17 protein-coding genes are annotated in these 20110 nt (G+C 46.8%); 7 read left to right on the top strand and 10 right to left on the bottom strand.

What is annotated here, in order from left to right:
* Positions 1–60 precede the first annotated feature (60 nt).
* The 7 genes from OXH39_24180 to OXH39_24210 all read left to right on the top strand — a co-directional run bounded on the left by OXH39_24180 (position 61) and on the right by OXH39_24210 (position 8571).
* Positions 61–570 (top strand): bifunctional nuclease family protein, encoded by a 510-nt coding sequence (locus OXH39_24180; GenBank protein MCY3553564.1) that lies wholly within the window; start codon positions 61–63, stop codon positions 568–570.
* A 4-nt stretch (positions 571–574) separates the two neighbouring features.
* On the top strand, positions 575–1492 hold the full coding sequence (locus OXH39_24185) for a site-specific DNA-methyltransferase (protein MCY3553565.1): 918 nt from the start codon (positions 575–577) through the stop codon (positions 1490–1492).
* Positions 1493–2338, top strand: a complete 846-nt coding sequence (locus OXH39_24190) for a hypothetical protein (protein ID MCY3553566.1) — start codon at positions 1493–1495, stop codon at positions 2336–2338.
* Positions 2339–2518: 180 nt separating this feature from the next.
* Positions 2519–4255: a hypothetical protein gene (locus OXH39_24195; GenBank protein MCY3553567.1), complete on the top strand. Its 1737-nt coding sequence runs from the start codon at positions 2519–2521 to the stop codon at positions 4253–4255.
* A 156-nt stretch (positions 4256–4411) separates the two neighbouring features.
* Complete coding sequence (locus OXH39_24200) at positions 4412–5821, top strand: MBOAT family protein (GenBank protein MCY3553568.1); 1410 nt, start codon at positions 4412–4414, stop codon at positions 5819–5821.
* A gap of 135 nt (positions 5822–5956) precedes the next feature.
* Positions 5957–7519, top strand: a complete 1563-nt coding sequence (locus OXH39_24205) for a hypothetical protein (protein MCY3553569.1) — start codon at positions 5957–5959, stop codon at positions 7517–7519.
* Complete coding sequence (locus OXH39_24210) at positions 7519–8571, top strand: hypothetical protein (GenBank protein ID MCY3553570.1); 1053 nt, start codon at positions 7519–7521, stop codon at positions 8569–8571. The genes OXH39_24205 and OXH39_24210 overlap by 1 nt, the downstream gene beginning before the upstream one ends.
* A 48-nt stretch (positions 8572–8619) precedes the next feature.
* On the opposite strand, the gene OXH39_24215 is transcribed toward OXH39_24210, so the two are convergent.
* From OXH39_24215 to OXH39_24260, 10 genes are all read right to left on the bottom strand, one after another.
* Positions 8620–9315 (bottom strand): SIMPL domain-containing protein, encoded by a 696-nt coding sequence (locus tag OXH39_24215; protein ID MCY3553571.1) that lies wholly within the window; start codon positions 9313–9315, stop codon positions 8620–8622.
* Positions 9316–9416: 101 nt separating this feature from the next.
* Positions 9417–10388 (bottom strand): DUF4340 domain-containing protein, encoded by a 972-nt coding sequence (locus OXH39_24220; GenBank protein MCY3553572.1) that lies wholly within the window; start codon positions 10386–10388, stop codon positions 9417–9419.
* Positions 10389–10392: 4 nt separating this feature from the next.
* A complete protein-coding gene (locus OXH39_24225) occupies positions 10393–12027 on the bottom strand; it encodes a Gldg family protein (protein MCY3553573.1) in 1635 nt (544 codons plus the stop codon).
* Positions 12028–12084: 57 nt separating this feature from the next.
* Positions 12085–12801, bottom strand: coding sequence for an ABC transporter permease subunit (locus tag OXH39_24230; GenBank protein MCY3553574.1), 717 nt, complete (start codon positions 12799–12801; stop codon positions 12085–12087).
* Positions 12802–12913: 112 nt separating this feature from the next.
* Positions 12914–13870: an ATP-binding cassette domain-containing protein gene (locus OXH39_24235; protein MCY3553575.1), complete on the bottom strand. Its 957-nt coding sequence runs from the start codon at positions 13868–13870 to the stop codon at positions 12914–12916.
* 352 nt (positions 13871–14222) lie between these two features.
* The gene (locus OXH39_24240; GenBank protein MCY3553576.1) at positions 14223–16154 is read right to left on the bottom strand and encodes a hypothetical protein; all 1932 of its coding nucleotides are present in this window, start codon (positions 16152–16154) and stop codon (positions 14223–14225) included.
* Positions 16155–16519: 365 nt separating this feature from the next.
* Positions 16520–17437, bottom strand: a complete 918-nt coding sequence (locus OXH39_24245; protein ID MCY3553577.1) for an NAD(P)-dependent oxidoreductase — start codon at positions 17435–17437, stop codon at positions 16520–16522.
* Positions 17438–17587: 150 nt separating this feature from the next.
* A complete protein-coding gene (locus tag OXH39_24250; protein ID MCY3553578.1) occupies positions 17588–18631 on the bottom strand; it encodes a lysylphosphatidylglycerol synthase transmembrane domain-containing protein in 1044 nt (347 codons plus the stop codon).
* Between the two features lie 37 nt (positions 18632–18668).
* Positions 18669–19514: a carboxylating nicotinate-nucleotide diphosphorylase gene (nadC, locus tag OXH39_24255; protein MCY3553579.1), complete on the bottom strand. Its 846-nt coding sequence runs from the start codon at positions 19512–19514 to the stop codon at positions 18669–18671.
* Positions 19515–19685: 171 nt separating this feature from the next.
* The coding region (locus OXH39_24260) for a TIM barrel protein (protein ID MCY3553580.1) at positions 19686–20110 on the bottom strand (425 nt) is incomplete at its 5' end.

The following is a 20110-nucleotide window of genomic DNA, read 5'->3' on the forward strand; positions in this document are numbered from 1 at the left end:
ACAAACACTGGCAAGGATAGACTGTGCTTTAAACGCCAGTGCCTATGAAAGGATGCACAGATGGAAAAAGAGAAACAACCAGACATTGAGGTTAAAGTTAACTTTCTCTCAATTGATCGGAGCACAGGTGCACCGATAGTTGTCCTTAGAGAGAAAGACGGCGAGTTGAATCGGATACTGCCCATCCTGATCGGCGAATCAGAAGCGGCGGCTATTCAGAAGCATTTAGAAAACGTGGAACTCCCACGTCCATTGACACACGATTTGCTCAAGATTATGATTGAAACCCTTGAGGCAAAAGTTGTCGCTGTGTGTGTACACACCTTTGAAAAACACACTTTCTATGCATACGTTACATTGCAGGTCAAAGATGGTAACATTGAAGTAGACTGTCGCCCAAGTGATGGCATCGCACTCGCCCTTCGCTGCGAAGCTCCTATCTATGTTGCCGAGAACGTTATTGCCGAGCATGGATTTGCTGAACAGGAGATTGAAAAAGGACAGAAACACGATACCAAAGATGTGCTGGAGAATTTAGATGACGACACACTAAAGCAGTATACGGTCTAACATAATGGGCAATTCGTTTGGAACAAACTGCACTGTCCTTCATGAAAGTTGCGCAACTGCGTTGGATAGGGATGACTTTGCCTCAAAAATAGACCTCTCCTTTCTCGATCCTCCCTTTAATCAGGATAAGGCTTACAATGCATGGGATGATAATTTGCCGCCAGAGGAATATTGGGGGTGGATGCGTGAGATCTGTGCAAAGGTGTATGCCCTAACTTCTGATGGCGGTGCGATTTATTTTATGCAACGTGAGAAAAATACAGAATTCGTGTTGCAATGTTTGCGAGATGCTGGGTGGACCTTTCAAAACCTGATTATCTGGAAAAAGAAAACCTCAGCGGTACCGGGGACAAAGCGTTTCGGCAAGCACTACCAGATCATCGCGTTTGCAACGAAAGGGAAAACGCCGCGTGTTTTCAATCGTCTCCGCATTGATCCTCCACTACCGGTAGGTTACAAGCATGAACGTGAAAATGGAATGTTTGTAACCGATGTATGGGACGATATCCGCGAATTGACTTCTGGCTATTTCGCAGGTGATGAAGCGTTGCGAGATGCAGAAGGCAATCGTCTACATAAGCAGCAAACACCTATCCAACTTCTCCTTCGGATTATTCTCTCCTCTACAAATCCCGATGATGTTGTCCTTGATCCGTTCGCGGGTTCAGGGACAACGCTGGTTGTAGCGGAACAATTGGGGCGAAAATCGGTAGGGATTGAGCTTGATTGGCATAATGTTACGCTCATTGAAAATAGACTTGCCGAGCAGCGGGAATCAGATGATGTCTTGCGCTTTTTCAAGGATTACACGTGTACCCCAAATTTAGAAGCAATTTGGGGGGAAACTGCGTTGGACAAAAAATCTGTATCTTCTGAGGCAGCTGTTTCTAAGCAGATAACACTTTTTGAATCGAAAAAATAAATGGCTCACTCAATTTATCATTTTTTCGCTGATTTGTGCCGAAAAAAAGAGGAATTCCTCTCAGAAAATGAACTTGAAAGTTTTTCATTTGATGAGCAAATGCTTTCTTGTACTAACAAGGGTATATTTCCAGATTTAGCCATTAAACTCAATGATGACGATAAACAGTTTACTGGCGGTGAATTGATTGAACTCAAGGATAGCAAAACCTATTCGGTCGCTTCATTTAACTCAACAATTCCAACAGGTGAAAAAGATATTAGGAAGTTGACTGAAGGCGCGGAAAATACTATCCGAACACAGATGGAAGAAGCAGGTAACAATATACTTTCCGTCCCCATTCGCCAAGTTTTCTATCTAATTCGTGGTAGAAAACAATCAAATGTCAAAGCCTGTTTAACTCACGGAAAGTTTTTTGAGACTGTCCCAGTTTCAACCTTAATCTCGAAGTCATTTGGTCAAGCCCTTGAAGAACGCCTGAATGAGCTGGGGGAATCCTTATCGGTATCAATGAAGCAGAAATTACTAAATCTATTCAGTGAACAACAGACCTTTAGTAGAACGAGAAATGTGGATGATGCCTCAGTAAGGTTACGTTTTCGTGTAATGACAGAAGTTAAAGCTGGCGCGAATATTTTGAACCCGAATCAATATCCTCAAATTGGTGACAGGACACTGAACTTCGCCGTACCGTGTCATGGTGAAACCGAGCGGAACCAACAGCACGATAAAATGAAGATTGCCTTTCAGGAAATGGAATGTAAAGAATTATTTTCACAAATGGAAGTTTTTAGCCTCCAGCACCATTTTAATGGAAAATTTCTTATTTTTCAGACGCATCTATAGCTTAGGCTCGTTTAACAGTCCTAACTTAATCTCATAGGTGATCGTAACGTTTTGTATAAGGGAAATAAAAAATTCGGTAATTTGGTAAACTCGGTTTTCACTCGCGCGAACGTCTCTTATCCGTGTTAATCCACGTAATCCGTGTAATCCGCGATTCAAACAACGATGGGGTAGAATGTTTTGAAGCACCGATATTGGATACAGTCCTTTATTATTTGTATCGTAGCATGTTTTGTTGTAAGTGTTGATGGGTTTTCTAAGGACATATCGTTTGATGAAGTCCCTGAAGCCATCCAGAAAATTGCCCTCCGTGAAATTGGAGATGTGCCAATTCGTGATGTCGATCGGGAAAGAGAAGATGGCGAAACTGTCTACGACATAGAAGCGAAGAACAACAGAATTGACATTGAGCTGGAGATCGCAGCCGATGGCACACTGCGGGAGAAGGATGTTACGGAGAAGATCACTTTTTCGGAACTCCCTGTATCCGTCCAAGATACGGTTCATCGGCATGCTGGGACGCTGAAAATTAATGACGTGGAACGGAGAACCGGGCTTGGTATGAGGGTCGTAGGAAGTCGTTTGCAAACCGACACAATTTATTACGACGTTGAAGCCGAAGAATTCGGTGTAGAAATCGACTTGGAGATCGCTCCGGACGGTAGATTGTTAGATATAGATGTAAGTGATCCTATCCGGCTTAAAGTAAAGCTGCTCGCGAAATCCAAGATTCCGACGCTCTCCGACATCGCCCCCTATCGAGAGGCACTCGTGTTTTACGAGTACAGCGTCCAGAAACGTCTGAAAGGCAAATTCACCGATAAAAGACTCCGCGTTGCACATTGGGCAATCCACGACAACCAACCGCAGACAATCCGAAAGGCAAAAGTAGGCAGTTCACACACGCTCCACCTTTATCCGTACCAACGATTTAGTGAGTTTGAGAGTCTTTACACCAGTGATACACTTGCGTTAGACGCTGAAATTCCGCTCTATCACGATGTCGGTCAGAAAATTCTTGAGAACCGTTCTGTTGAGGAGCGTTACGATTACGACAGCATTTTTTCAGAGAAGATGCCGATCTTTTGGCGGATAAAAGATCAACTTAAACTCGTCGCTTTGGGAGACTCAAGGGGTGCGGCTGGTATTCGAGCAGAAATGTTTTATGGTGAAGAAAATCGCAAAACGCCGATGGCGTATAACCTTGCAATTTCAGGCGGTCCGTTGGAGTTCCAAGAGATTGTTGTTGATGAATATCTTTTGAAAATGCCGAAGTTAGAATGGGTAGTTTATCAGATGTCACCCCGCGCAGTAAATCGGTACTTCGACCATTCGGCGGACCGGCGATTGTTAAAGAGTCACGGTTTCGCCTTTGATCGTAAGCACGCCGAGACCCTCTGGGAGAGGTCTAATGAGGGTGAAAATAAAAAGACAGTTGCTGAAATTATTTCGGTACCGCACGTCTCAGAGTACTGGAATGAGCGTCCATGGGGCTGGAAGTTTAAGGCGGAGGTATGGCATAATCCAAAGCCAAAAAAATCCAAACAGAGATGGGAAATTTCTAAGAAGCGGTGGAACCGCCTTACGTCAATGATTGCCTCATTGGGCAAGCGAAATGTTAAGGTTTTGTTATACTTGTCGCCCTTTCACCCGGTTATGCGGGACCAACCCGTCGTGGACGATGACGGTACAACCCAGAAAGGGTATCGGGAATTAGTGGATCGGTTGAAACAACTGGAGGTTGAATTTCCAAACCTCGTCTTCCTTGATTTACTACAAGGTGGGAATCACGACTTTGCTCCGGTGATGTTCAAAGACCTTGACCATCTCAACGCACTTGGCGCAGCGAAATTGACGCAGGAGTTAGAAGAGATTCGGTTTTTTAACGATTCGCAAAGCGTTAGATCAAGCGATTAAATGCCATAACCGATTTCGTTGAACGGGTGCCTGCGCCGGTGTTGCAGTCAACCATCACTTAATACCAACGTCTGCAGGAGCCCAAAGGGTACTGACTTCAACAGAAACCATCGTGAAGCAAAGTGGAACGGTGCCCAAGAGCCAATAGTTAAAAATATGGTTTTCAGTTCGCATATCTTTGTCTACTACTTTCTCCCTATCGTTCTGCTAAGTTACTACCTCCTCCCGCACCGGGCAAAACACTTTGGGCTAACGCTTTTTAGTTATATCTTTTACGGTTGGGCAAACCCACTGTTTGCTCCGCTAATGTTTGCTTCAACACTGATTGATTATACGTGTGGTAGAGTTATCTCAGGAAGTGAACATCATCACAATCGCAAATTGGCAGTGACGGTTTCAATCTGTTCAAATTTGTCCCTTTTAGGGTTTTTCAAATACTTCAACTTCGGCATCGCTAATGTAAATGCTGTCATGGATTGGATTGGGCTGCCAATATGGGAGGGAGTTCTTCACGTAACGCTTCCGCTCGGTATCAGTTTCTACACCTTCCAGTCGATGAGTTATACAATAGATGTTTACCGCGGCGACGCGAAGGCGATTCGGAATTTTATTGACTTCGCGTGTTACGTGTCAATGTTTCCGCAACTCGTCGCGGGTCCCATCGTTCGGTTTTCAGAGATTGCCGATCAGCTGCAATATCGCGTACACACATTGCAGAAATTCGCGCGCGGGATCGCCTTTTTTTCGCTCGGTATGGCGAAGAAGGTTTTGATTGCCAATCCTTGTGGAAAGTGTGCCGACACTGTATTCGATGCCGGGGTCATTGGGACGCTTGAGGCATGGTATGGCGTAATTGCTTATGCGTTTCAAATCTATTTCGATTTTAGCGGTTATTCCGACATGGCGATCGGTTTGGGATTGATGCTGGGGTTTACTTTCGCCAAAAACTTTGATTCACCCTACCGTGCAGAATCTATTACAGAATTCTGGCGGCGGTGGCATATTTCACTTTCCAGTTGGTTGCGCGATTATCTCTACATTCCGCTGGGTGGAAACCGCCGAAGTGCTGCTCGCACCTACGTCAACTTGGCACTTGTAATGCTGCTCGGTGGCTTATGGCACGGGGCATCGTGGAATTTTGTTATCTGGGGTGGGATTCACGGCAGCATGCTCGCGCTGGAAAGAAAACAAGGAAAGGCGAGTTTTTACGAATGGCTCTGGAAACCCCTGCGGGTCATAGCGACGTTCCTACTCGTGTTGGTCGCGTGGGTTTTCTTTAGACTCAGTGCGTTACCGGACGCAATTACCTATCTGCGATGCATGTTCACCAGCGACTTCGTCCGTGTTCCCCCCAGTGCCGATTTAATCACGGGCATTCTCTATCAGCCTTACTATCTACTGATTATGTGCATAGCAGGTATCGTCATCTGGTATTTTCCACAGACATGGGAGTGGACACAACGATTAACACTTCTCAAAATGGGAATATGTCTATGTTTGTTCTGGTTGTCTCTCGCTGTTCTGGCAACGCAGGCGTACAATCCGTTCATTTATTTTATTTTTTAATTAGTAGTCAGTCGTCAGTCCGGTTTTTCTGCGAAAAACCTTTCAGTTTTCAGTTAAGAGGGGTGTTGTGGCAGTTACCAAAAACGTTACCGCCACAAGTGGGTAACTGATAACTGATAACCGATAACCATTCACATGCGAAACTTAGCTGAACACCGCCGGGAAATGGCTTTGAAAGAACTCGGCGGTACACTTATCAAACGGAATTTGAGCATCGTCAGTTTTGTCATCTTCAGTGTGACGCTTCTGTCCGTGCCGAGTTACCAATTGATTTACGACCTTCAGCATGGTGAGTCGCCTCACGTTTTTCAAGCGGTTAATTTGTTACCTGTACCCAATCTTAAAGAGATTGAGCAGTACGAGGACACGTTAGAGGAAGAATCTGTACTCACCAATGGGTTGTTGCCCGTCGTTCAGCTGATTCTGACAGGTGTGTTCCGGACCGGCAACGAACAAGCCTATCTCGGACGCGATGGGTGGTTGTTCTACCGTGCTGACATGGACTCGCTGACCCGTGCCGATTCGCAAAAAACGGTAAGTGCGGCACTTGCAGCCATTGTTGATTTCAATCGTCAGTTGAATGCCCGTGGTATTACCCTTATCGTTGTGCCAACGCCTGTTAAACCGACGATTCACCCTGAGAAGTTTTCGACGCGCTATCGGAACGCTAACGCACCGATACAGAATTATATCTATGCGATGTTTGTTGAGATACTTATATCGCAGGGGATTTTGGTATACGATCCATCGCCACTCCTCTTTGATGCTGCTCGCCAAGAAACGCAGTATCTCAAGACAGATACGCACTGGAAACCAGAAGCAATGGAACAGGTCGCTAAAGGTTTGGCGGCATTCATTGCGGAGCAGGTAAAATTATCTGCCAATCAATCATTTACCTACGTCAAAGCTGCCCATGATATTACGAACATCGGGGACATTGCCAAAATGCTAAAACTGCCCGAAGGTCAGACGCTGTTTCCACCAGAACGCGTCACACGCCACGTTGTCCAAACCGTTTCAAGTGAATTATGGCAACCGGTACAGAAATCGGAGATTCTATTTTTAGGGGATAGTTTCAGCAATATCTACTCACTCGCTGGCATGGGATGGGGTAATTCCGCAGGTTTCGTTGAGCACCTCAGTGCGGAACTCGGACGACCGATTGATAAGATTGTCATCAATGCTGGCGGTGCCGATGCGACGCGTCAGGCTCTTGTGCAGGAGCTCAACCGCGGGCATGACCGTCTCACTGGTAAACGCGTCCTTGTCTATCAGTTCGCGACACGGGAACTCTTTTCTGGTGACTGGAAATCGCTATCAATCCCACAGGTTCAACCCGATCCAATTGATGATTTAGTGAAGTCAGACGATCAGGGCGAAAACACTGTTGTCACCGCAACTATCAAAGCGAAAACAGAACCACCAGCACCAAGAAGTGTCCCTTATGCCGAATGCATCATCGCGTTGCACCTCGAAAATCTCGAAACACCGGATCTTCCAGAAGAGCTCGTTGTGTTTCTGTGGGGCATGCGTGAGAATCGATGGACAGAGGCTGCTACCTTCAAAGTAGGACAGGAAATTAACTTACGACTCCGCCCGTGGAATTCCGTAGAAGCGGACTACGGCAGTTACAACCGCAAAGAATTTAAAAATGAGGATGCTTGGTTGTTAGATGTTTATTGGGGAGAAATACCGTAATGACCTTACAAAATCTAAATCCTTTGAAGATGGGCTTGCAAGTTACACCCTACATACTATTATCTGTTTTACTACTGGTCGGATTTTCTAACTTCGCTGATGCTTCAACAGAACTTTTCATTCAGTCATTGGCTGAAAAGGCTACTGAGGCAGAGGCACAAAAGACGACAGTCGTTTCTGGAAAAGAAGGGTGGTTGTTCTTTGGCCCTGAATTGCGTCATCTGAGTGCGGGGCAATTTTGGGGAGATGCAGCGAGGCAAGTTAGTCGAGCGTCAAATCCTGAGTTTGCCGACCCACTTCCTGCCATTCTTGATTTCAAAGCACAATTGGACAGCGCAGGGATTTTACTCATTTTTGTGCCGATACCGGCAAAAGCCGCGATCTACCCAGAAATGATTTCCGAGCATGGTCCCGTAACGACACGGACTGATGAATACCATCAGAAATTCTACGACATTTTGCGGGGACACGGAGTAAATGTCCTGGATCTAACGCCTCTTTTTCTCCAAAATCGGTTTACCGATAGTGGTCCTGTTTATTGTAAACAGGATACACACTGGTCTGGACAGGGATGTGTATTGGCAGCAGAGGCGATTGCCAAGACCATCGGCACTCCTTCATGGGCAGCGGAGATACCTAAACGCAACACAAAAATCGAAGCGCGCACCGTTGAAATCACGGGTGATCTCTGGGAGGCACTTGGCGACCAGAATCTACAGAAGGAGCAATTAAAGCTTACTTATGTCGGAGAAAATATCGGTACGTCATGGCGGGCGAGTCCGGTTGTTCTGTTAGGGGATAGCCACAACCTTGTTTTTCACACGGGTGGTGGTATGCATGCGCAGGGAGCAGGTCTGCCAGATCATCTCGCGCGTCAACTCGGCTTCCGTGTAGATGTGGTCGCGGTTCGGGGTTCCGGTGCAACACCATCGCGTCTGAACCTTTTCCGACGACGCGATAATATGAAGGGAAAACGGGTTGTTGTCTGGTGTCTTAGTGTCCGAGAGTTCACAGAGGGACAGGGGTGGCGCAAAGTCCCTGTTATTAAATAAGATAGGGGCAGGCTTTAAACCTGTCCCTACAGTAGTGTTGAGAGAACATTACTCAATCTCATAGACCACAGTGATATTCACGGTAACAGTAAGTTCACCAGCTTCAATGGGGGTTGCGCTGCGCGCGCTGTCATCCGAGAAGGCTGCTTCTGCAGCATAGGCAACCGGAGGCGGCACCGTGTAAGATGTCTCAGTAATCGTGATAGGTTTTCCAAGGGTAACACCGCTGGCATCCGCTAAGGTTTTTGCTTTTGCCTCCGCATCTTTTACTGCCAAACTACGCGCTTGCATCTGTAACGCTGTAGCATCTTCAATCATGAATTGGATAGAATTTACAACGACAGTATCCCCGCCAGCTTCGGCAGCGTCATCAATGATAGCGCTGAGACTTTCCAGTTTTCGCACCTTTGCGCGAACAGTGTTGTTCACGCTATAACCCCGCAGCTCGCGTCCGTTATCCGTGTAGTTGTACTGTGGATAGATGCTGAATCTTTCCGTTTGAATGTCATTTTCAGCGATGTCGTTGGTTTTCAGAGAATCAATCACCGCTGTCATCGCGATCGCGGCTTCCTCACGTGCCTCCGCAACTGTCTCTTTCTCAACAGATACACCTAAATAGATCGTTGCTATATCCGGTTCACCGGTGACTAAACCGCTTCCTGTCACGTGGATGCTTCTGCTCTCCTGTGATTGTAACAGCGGTGCCACGATTTGTGGTTCGCATCCGGTGATTGTTATAGCCATTAATGCACTCAGCCCTAAACACAAAGACTTTAATCTCTTCACGGTAAATTTCCTTTTGGTGCGGTAGTCGTACCGCGATATTGTGTACGTTAAAGGGTTGCCTACTCTGTCGCTGCTTCTGCTGGTGATTCCTCCGCCTTAAGCGTCTCGGACTTCTTTATTAACCCATCTACATTTGATTTAAAGAGTCTGAAGACGGTATCCTTATCGTCGCGTTTGACATAAAGTTTGCCTTCTTCCTCATTTCCGATGTGCAGTGTTGCCGTTGTACCGTCATTTAGCACGGCAGATATGGTGGATTGTGGCGTATCTAACCCATACTCAGCAAGTGGAGTGTCCGTCGCTTCCGCGAAATCGTCGGTATCCAATTCACTGAATGTTGTAAGGAGGGTATCAACCTCGGTTGTTTTAACGGCAGCGGTCACAGGCTTAATCATCTCCCACGCCCCCTCTGCAGTGAGGCGTAGTTCGATTATCTCTTCCGGTGAAACGATGTTGAGTTGTGTGACGATCCCCTTGTTAAAACTGAAGATAGTCCGATCTTTCCAAGTACGCGTGCCTTTATTAAAGACAGATTGGAGGTAGCCTTTTGCGACATAGACATCATTGGAATCAGCAGGACGCACGTAACTACTCAGAAAGCCGGGTGTCGTCTTTCCAACGAATAGATGCGCCAACACTTTATCGTTCGCATCCATCAACTTTGCTTCGACACCGGTGCTGTCCACCTCAAATTCTGACTGCTTTTCTGGGTTATTGGAGACGCGCTGTGTGTTTTTGAATTCGGCTACCTTGGACAGCAATTCTGTGACACCTTCGCTATCGGCAGGGTAGTTGTCCATAGAGGCTACAACCCAGTCGCTTTCGTCCTGTTTTGAAAGCGTTGTGGCTTCACCGGTGGCGGTGATTTCCATTTTTACAACCTGTTCTTTATTGAAGTTTGGAAACAGCGGGGTTGCTGTCTCAACCTTCTTTTCGTACGCGCTCTGCTCGAACGGGTTCTCAAAGAGCAGGACGATGACTGCCAAAACCACAAAAATAGCACCTAAAATAAGAAGTTGTTTCGTTTTCATTTTTTTACACAGTCCCGTAAGTTTCTACCAACCTTTTTGCCCGCCTTTTCAAGAAATATCGGAGGAGTCCGAAGACAATAACTATCAGTGGAACACCCACAATGCATAGGTACTTAATAAAATTTTTCTCAATCTCAGAAACTTCACGCAAGGGTCGATCCGTGATCGTGTGTGAACGGATACCGATAAGCGCATCACCGAGGGTCAACCAATCCACAGTGTTTAAGAAGAAGTTAACGCCATCCGGACGCAGCTGCGTCAAGAATTGCGCCGTGCCAACTACAACAATTTGCGTCTGTTCACTTTCGGTCTTCGTTGTCCGTGCATCTGCATCTTGTGCAGGGGTAAGTGCCTGGTCGTCTGATGCGTTAGCCTCGTCAGCAGCGGTTGGTACAGGCGGAATCTCTTTATCGGTATAGAAACTCTTGAACTTTCCTTCCAAAGCGACAGCGACAGTATAGGCTTTTGACTCGGCACTCGGAAGTGGCGCGTTCGGCATCAGGTTATAGTAGCCTTGAACGCTCTGCCCGGATTCCCCAGTTTTTGCCAACGACGTTGCAGTGATACCTTCCTTTGACACGATCTCTAAGGAACTCGTCCACGGTAGCGTCAACACTTCCAATTGGTTCGTGATGCTGTGTTCCTTTGAGAAATTCGGTTTAACAATTTTAACGAAATAGGGATAGGGTTGAATAACGGTCATAAACCCTTGTTGGAAGCGTGCGGTATCGTGGAATCTGGTGTCGAGCAGGAGATTGTTACCGAGTTTTACACCGTAGTGCTCCAAGAGGTCATTCAAACCGGTAATCAGCGGTGTGGCTTGCAATGTACCCGGTTGCATTTGAATAGGATCGACTAAAAAGATTGTTCTGCCGCCGCGCATGATAAACTGATCGAGTTCATATTTATCGCGTTCCGTCAAGGGTTGCTGGACACCTGCGACAACCAAGGTCGCTACAGTGTTGTCAACGGCTTTTCCGTCTTGGAAACTGACAGGTGTTAGATTATATTGCCCTTGCCCGTTTTTATCCAAAAGTTGGCGGAACTGTTGATAGTTTTGCGCATTGATATCGAATTCGCCGTGACCTGTCAAAAACCCGACCGTCTTAGCCTCTTTGGTGGTAACTTTGAGAATCGTAGAGGTGAGTTCATACTCCAAATTAGCAGTTGATCGCACAACGGGTAGGATCTCCTCTTTACCGCTGTAACCGATAGAGATCCCCATATAGACGTTTGCAATTTCTGCTTTATCTTTTCTCACGACATTGATTTGGACTTCAGGAATACCTTTAAAACGAAGTTCCTGTTTCTGAGCGTCATCGAATTCAGCGGGATTCACAAAATCGATCTGCAGTTTTTTAGAGAATGCGTTGTACTCCTCCAATACATCCCTAACATCACGCCGGATTTGCGCGACTTCCGCGGGGTTTGTCGAGAAGTAGGCGGTGATTGTGACAATATCATCTAACGTGTCTAACACATTTCTGGTGGCTTTTGAGATTGTATAACGCTTGTCCTCGGTGAGGTCCGCTCGAATAAAACGACGCGTTGACAGGAAATTGATCAGCGCGAGGATGCCGAGAATGATCGCTACAAAAGCGAGAGTGTTTCCACCGTATTTGATTCGTTTATTAACCAAAACAGGTTAGCTCCTTTATCCATCAGGTCACGGCACAACGGCGTGTGCCTACTACTTTTAACGCCATTTGCGGCTTTCAACCGACAAGGTACTTAGATAGAGAAAAAAACCGATGAGCGACAGATAATAGATGATGTCGCGAGAATCAAGGACACCCCGAAGAATGCTACTATAATGTGCTCCGAGACCCAGGTAACTGAAAATCGGATACAACCAATTCGGCGCATTGAAAAGCACGATGTCCTCACCGATGATGAGTAACACAAAACAGACAGTAATCCCAAAAATAAAGGCGATAATCTGATTTTCGGTCAATGTTGAGGTGAAAAGTCCAATTGATATATATGCCGCACCCATCAATAGGAGCCCGAGATAACCCGTGATGAGTGTCCCACCATCTGGATCCCCAAGATACATAACTGAAAGCGGGAGAACAAGTGAGAGTAGCACTGTTACGGTAAGGAGTGCGAGACTCGCCAAGAATTTTCCGATGACCACTTCGTAATCTTGAATGGGGAGTGTCATCAGAATTTCTACCGTACCGAGTTTCTTTTCTTCTGCCCAGAGCTTCATCGTAACAGCAGGGATGAAAAAGAGGAAAATCCACGGCATTAACCCGAAGAAACCGCGCATTTCAGCTTGGTTACTAAAAAAAAAGCTCCGAAAAAAGAGCCATGCAGAAATGCCGAGAAAGAATGTGATGAAAATATACGCAATAGGCGAATTGAAGTAACTTCTAAATTCCTTTTTGAAGATGGCTGTAATGTTCGTCATGATCTTTCGTAGCAGGGCGATCGGTTATCAGTTTTCAGTAGGATGTGGAGGCTATAAATATTGTCACCCACCACAACGCGCTGCTGACCGCTGACGACTGATGGCTATTTTGCTATGCTTGTTCCTTGTCTGTTAAATTGAGGAAAACATCTTCTAAATCTATTGATTCTTGACGGAGTTCTGTGAGACTCCACCCGTTCTTCACAACGACGTGAAAAAGAGCTTCCGCAGCGTCGCTATCCTGAGCAGCGTGGATTTGATACCCCACGATACCGTCATCTGTATCAACATGGCTCCATTGCGAAACAAACTCTAACTCGTTGAGTTCAGCTTCAATCGCTTCTTGTGAACCTCGAATGGCGATATGCACAATTTCTTCGCCTTTTGCCTGACTGGAGAGTTCCTCCGGTGTGCCGTTTGCGACAATCTTCCCGTTGTGGATAATCAGGATTCGGCTACAAGTGGCAGAAACTTCAGGCAAGATGTGCGTACTAAAGAGTACCAGTTTTTCCTGTCCGATGTTTTTGATGAGGTTACGGATCTCAATAATTTGGCTTGGGTCTAACCCGGAGGTAGGTTCATCTAAAATCAGGATAGGCGGATCGTGGATGAGGCTTTGTGCCAGACCGAGACGTTGCCGGTAACCTTTTGAGAGTTCTCCGATGTCTTTTTGAATAACATCCTCAAGCCCGCAGATATCTATAACCGCTCGGGTCCGTTCCTTCCGCTGACTTTTTGGGAGGTGTCGCACCTGCGTCATGAAGTTCAGGTATTCGATGACACCCATGTCGGCATAGAGTGGCGCGCTTTCAGGCAGATAACCGATCTGTTTCCTAACTTCAACGGATTCCTCAAATACATCGTATCCCGCGACGGTGGCACTCCCAGCATCAGCGGAGAGATAGCACGTAAGGATTCGCATCGTCGTGGTTTTCCCAGCACCGTTGGGACCGAGGAATCCCAGTACTTCGCCTGCGTGTGCATCAAACGAAACCTGATCGACAGCAACCGTCGTACCGTAAGATTTTGTAAGTTCTCTAACTTCGATCATTTTTTTAATTACGGGCACGTTATTCGTTTTTCTCCGTTGTCGGAAAATCGGTTCCTTTTATAGTAAAATCCGAAAATATGTTTACAGTTCGTCAGGAAACAAGAACCCCACCACCGCTGGCGAGGTTTGTAACCTCGCCCTTACACCACCGCTGGCGAGGTTTGTAACCTCGCCCTTACGTTAGTGTATAGATAATTACGGGTTTTACCATAAAGTTAGTTCCCGTGTTTTTTACGGGAGAGTCGAGGGGCATAGACCTTCCAACGTGCCTCAAAAAAGTAAGATTGTATATTAAAATAATAGCATAGAATTCGCCGAATGTCAAGAAAAAATGAATATTAAAGTCGGCGTGATTCAAGTAGAGCAAAACTTAAATCCAACTATACACCGCCGACCTCAGCACAAGGCTCAGTAGAGGCCAGAAACACCCCATCAACGCTTCACCTAATACCAATCCGATGAAAAACGGCACCGCTTTCCGATATGCATTGATACCGCCATGTTTCAAAATGAGCCACTTTGTTACCATCGCAAGAAACAGCGGAAACCAGATGACATCTGTTGTTCCTGGGGCAACACCGATGACATACCCTGCTGGATGCAACGGACACCACACAAAACGTGAGCGCAGAAATATGATACCTAAATTCGCTGCAAAGGCGAATCCTAACACCGAAGTCGCGAGCCAATCTGTCGGTTTTGGACTCACTAACCACGACGAAAGGAAATTGTATGTATCCGCGCCACCAGCATGGATCTGTTCGGAACCTGCAGCCACACCTTCACTATAGATTGCATACGGGTAGAGAATTAGGCTTGATAGGATACCCACAAGGCTCGCGATGACTAATACCCCAAACATCGTTCGGTTTCGGATGCCAGTGCGCTCTGCGAGTTTAAACGCTTCGAGTTGATCCGGCATCGGATGCGTACGAAAGGAGGCATAACTTGCACCACTCAACCAATTCATCAATGAGAGCATTGTCAGATTTCCCGCACGCAAACGTCGAGTGCCAAGCAGTGAAATTATCATATATTGCGGTGTGAGATAACCGATCGCATGAATTGGTGGACCTAATTCCGCGCGCATTCGCGTTAAACCAACCACAATCATGAGATAGACACTGATGAAAATTGCAAACGCCCAGAGCGTCATTCCGTTGTGAATACAGAAAGCTGCTAATAGAATCAGACATATACCTAACGTAATAATGGCACTACGGTGTGAAAGTGCCTCTGTTTGGGACTCTGTGCGATTTGGATGAACGACTTGTCTCAGCACGGATGCAAAATGTTTTCGTCCGTGCCAACACGCAATCGCAAGCAGCGCAAGTAATGCCCCTGCACCTTGTTCCCCTAAAAACGGGTAACCCGGCAATGATGAAACACCCACAGCACTTCCAGCGAGTAGCTGGACTTTCTTGAATAAATAGAAGAAGGTACATGAAAACGCTAAATCCAAAGGTAAAATAAACGAGAAGCCTATGAGGTACGGATGAAACCTGAGCGGTGTGCTACCCATTGCACTCCACGGTTTCTGCGTGAAGTAGATATTGAGGTTGTATTTTCGGACTGGGATCTCTGGAAGAATAGGATAGAAGAACTGGAGTCCGTTAAGTAGGTTGATGCCCATGGCTATCCCGAAGCCGATCCAGAGCAAGCGATTACTGAAGATGCGCCGGTTGGTCGTAATTTCAAGCGGGATCTGAATAATTGGATACGCCAGTTTTTCATTCTCAATCCACTGTTTGCGAATGATGGAGGTCAAACATAAAAAAATCAGCATTAGTAGGAAAATAACCACCGACCAAGAGAGGATCGGCATAATCCAATGCTGAACATAACCCTCTGTAAAAAAGTTGACCTCGCCTTCATAGAAATCGTTGACCGCTTTCGGGTCCTTGACCACAAGCCATTCCGGGAGATAGTGAAACAGCAGTGCTTCCCAATCGTTTTCAGGCGTAGCAAAGCGGAAGGCATAAGGGATGAGTCCCATTAAACGTGGAATGCAATCGTGTCCTGAAAAAGCACTCCCCACAGCAAGCATGCTGTAAACCACAAGTAGGTCGCGCGGTTGTAAAGCCACGCGTGGAAAGATACACCGCACACCCATGTTCAGCAGCGTCATCGCTAAGATGCCGAACATGACATTGACAGACATTGCAACCGTTGTCAGGTGTGCAGTATGCCAAATCATCTCTACATAAGCTATCCAGTAGCTGTTGGCGATAATCAAGACGGTGCCAATCAGCACTGCGCGTTTCGCGATTGCCTGTGAGGATTGCGTGTCTGTAGTTTGCATATCTTTAGGAGAAGAACGGTAGCAATTTTATTTTCACTATGAGGGATGTGGTTTCTAATCCGTTTGGGGAGCTTTGTTTGTACTTTGTGCGTTGGTGGTGAGGTTTCAAACCACACCCATAACTGTCAATTTTAGAAAAAATAACCGTTGTAGTCCCAGGTCCGGTAAGGTTTTTGCTTGGGTGTTTCTTTACTGTTTCCCAACCGCACCGGACCTGACCCACAAATAGTGTATGCCCAAAAACCCCTCTTTAGTCCCATAGGGTTTATTTGCTTGGGTGTTTCTGCGGATTTCTTCAGCATCTCTATAGCAGCATGTCTGAGCAAAGATCCAGATTTTCCTGTAAGGGTGACATAGTTATTACGCTAATTAACTTCTGCCCCTGACATCTGCTCCAATGCCAACATCAGTGCTTGCGTGCCGAGTCTGCCGTGTCCTTGTGCTTGCACTGCCGTGTAAAGTTGATGCACTAAAGCGAGTCCGGGCAGACTTAAATTCATCTTACGCGCTTCGTCTAAAGCGATGCTCATGTCTTTGATAAAATGCTCTACAAAGAAGCCTGGATCGAAGTTACGCTGGAGGAGTCGGGGTGCTAAATTATCTAAAGACCAGCAAGCGGCAGCACCACCACTAATTGATGATAACATCGTTTCCAAATCCAATCCGGCTTTATAACCGTAGAGCAATCCTTCACAGACCCCGATCATTGTCCCGGAAATCGTGATTTGGTTACACATTTTGGTGTGTTGTCCCGCGCCCGCACCACCTTGATGGACGATGTTTTTGCCCATCGCTTCAAAAAGTGGCATAACGGCTTGAACGGCAGCTTCATCACCTCCGACCATAATAGAGAGGCGTGCCTCTCGTGCGCCAACATCGCCACCTGAGACCGGCGCATCTATCGATGAGACATCCTGCGCTTGTGCTGCGGCGTAAATCTCTTGGGCAAGGGAAGGTTCCGTCGTCGTCATATCAACGATGATACTTCCGGCTTTCGCTCCCTTTAAGATACCGTTGTCGCCGAGGTAGACCTCACGCACATCGGGTGGAAACCCGACAATCGTGAAGATGACATCGGATGCCGCCGCAACTTCGCTCGGCGAATCTGCCCACGCTGCCCCTGCCTCCAATAACGGATCAGCCTTGGCTTTCGTACGGTTGTAGACCGTCATCCCGTATCCAAGGTCCATTAGATGTTGGCACATCCAGCGTCCCATTACACCGGTGCCAACCCAACCCAGTTTCGTCGTTGTAGGTTCTATTTTCTCAAATGTAGTTCCCATAATTTCCCTTCTTTTGAATGATTAGGTTTTCAGGAAGTTTTGAAAGCAGGCAGACAGCGAAAACCGCTGTAGTGCTATCTTCCAACTTCCAAACTTCCAACTTTCCAACTTTCCAACCCACTTGGGAATGCAAAGTTTCAATGTTAATACTTAAACTTGCTTAGGTCCTTTTTTCGCTCTAAAATCCTTCGCTAATTGTAAACTAATAACAACACCACCAACAACGACCGCACAATAGATGGCAAAGAATCGCGTTAGCAGCACGAAGAGAGGTATCAAGTCTTTGAGAATCAAATTTTCCATCAATCCAGCAGTCACAACCTCTGCCACCCCACTTGCGCCGGGGCTTGGCGCGAACAGCACAACAAAATTGAGTAGCAACCCGATGACACTGAGTTCCCACAGCGTTGCCTCCCCATTAAGTGCTTGGACAACGATGTAACTGCCGACGATCCGCGCCCCTAAAAAACCGCAGGTTAACAGGACACTTAGCACGCAAGTCGCTTTATGGTGGCGAAGAAACATCGTCGCAAACGCTTTATGTTCAGTCGTGAGTTCCTCCAATTTTGATATCGTGCGTTCTAAGGCAGGGGCGAGGCGGGTGAACCGCCGCTTCGCTGCATTACAGAGCCAATTGAAAAAACGGAAAACGATTTCCGGCTTGAAAAGCAGTAGCAGAAACGAAGTAAATGCCAAGCTGAACGCCAAAAAACTAAATAGACTTACCCATGTAGCCGTCTTCGGTAAAAAAGGCGGATCTAACCAAGTAATACCGCCTGCGAAGACAATCAGTGTGATTAAAGTGGAGAGAAAACAGATAATCCCCGATGTTATCGCTCCTGACAACGGCACGCCTGCTCGCGTGTAGATATAGAGATGACCAACTCCACCTGTTTGAAAGGGTGTAATACAGGACACGCAGAGGGTTCCTAAGTTGGCGCGAAGGCTATCCCTGAATCGAATCTCTGGATTCACTTTCCGAATGAAAATATGGAAGCGAAGCGCACCAAATATCCAATCCACGAACATACACAAGCACGCGCCGAACAGCATCTCGACCTGCATCTCGCGAAAAACTTGCTTTATATCTTGAGTCCCACTCCACAGAAAACTTATGAATAAACCAGCGAATGTACACAGCACAAAGAAAAGCGCGCCACGAGCCACGTTTTCGCGGCTCAAGAATTCCTGCATTAGTAGAGAAATCTCCTTCGTAAGGGATGAATGCTCCCTATTCAGCGACAAGCGTCAGCGTCAGACTAATATCCATGGGCATTGCTGAGTGCGTCAATGCCCCGACAGAGATGAGATCTACACCGGTTGCTGCCACGGTTTTTACTTTGTCAAGTGTAATCCCACCGGACGCTTCTGTCACTGCGAGATCTCCCACTTCATGAACAACACTTTTCATAATGCTGGGAGACATGTTATCAAGAAGTAAGATGTCCGCGCCTGCTTTTAGTGCCTCGTCAACCTGATCGAGGGTCTCAACTTCAACCTCGATCTTTGCTGTGTGTGGGACAGTCTGTCGTGCGCGCTGCACGGCGTTGCCAATGCCCCCAGCGGCGACGATGTGATTATCCTTGATAAGTACACCGTCGTAAAGCCCAAAACGGTGGTTTTGCCCGCCACCGACACGCACAGCGTATTTCTGCACCGCTCGCCACCCCGCTGCCGTCTTTCGAGTGTCCACGATTTTACTCTCGTAGTCAGCGACTGCCGCCACGAATTGTGCGGTGAGCGTTGCTATCCCGGAAAGTCGCTGCAGGAAGTTAAGTGCTGTCCGTTCTCCGATTAGAATGGTTTTGGCACTCCCTTGTACTTCCGCAATTGGCGTTCCTGCGATGACTGCATCGCCATCCTTGACAAGTGTCCGAAATGTCAACGTCTCGTCTAACTTCGCGAAGGCTCGTTCAGCTACCGGCAATCCTGCGACAATACCTTCACTCTTGGCAAGAAGTGTTCCTACACCCATTTGTGTAGGCGGCACTGTTGCATCTGTCGTTATATCACCGATGCCAATGTCCTCTTCAAAGGCAAGTTCGATTAAGGGATCTAATGAGCGCAGATTCAGCATATTTGATGGTTATCAGTTCTCGGTTATCAGTTTTCAGACAGGAGACGCTTGTGGCAGATGAGAATGGGCCCCAACTCCTACAACGAAATTAACCGATAACTGATAACTTTAACCATCAACTCGTGCTTTAACACTTATAACGGAGGCGAGTTGATGGTTAAAACTATGGTACTAATATCTTTCCAGATAGGGTGTTAGGAACTTCTTCGCGTCTTCTGTGACATCCCACGCATCGGGCCAGAAACAGAGATCTATGGAGAACCAATCGCCATCGTATCCCGTCTCCTCCATGATAACAGGAATAATCGCGTCGAAGTCCAGAACACCATCCCCGAAAGGTGCGTGTGTGCTTGTTTCGTCGCCATGGAGCGTGTTGTCGGAATCAATGAGATGGAAGTGACCGATCTGTCCTTTTAACTGACGTGCAAGGTCAATGACCCCATTATCGCCGAGAGTCTCCTGCTCTCCGGGCTGCCGGGCACCGACAACTGCACACATCTGTGCATGGCACGTATCAAACATCACCTTGAAATTCGGGTGATCGACTGCTTTCGGCATATCAATAATCTCGCTGGGTTTGTTGAACATAAATCCAG

It is taken from the genome of Candidatus Poribacteria bacterium, assembly GCA_026702755.1.
Classification (GTDB): Bacteria; Poribacteria; WGA-4E; order WGA-4E; family WGA-3G; genus WGA-3G.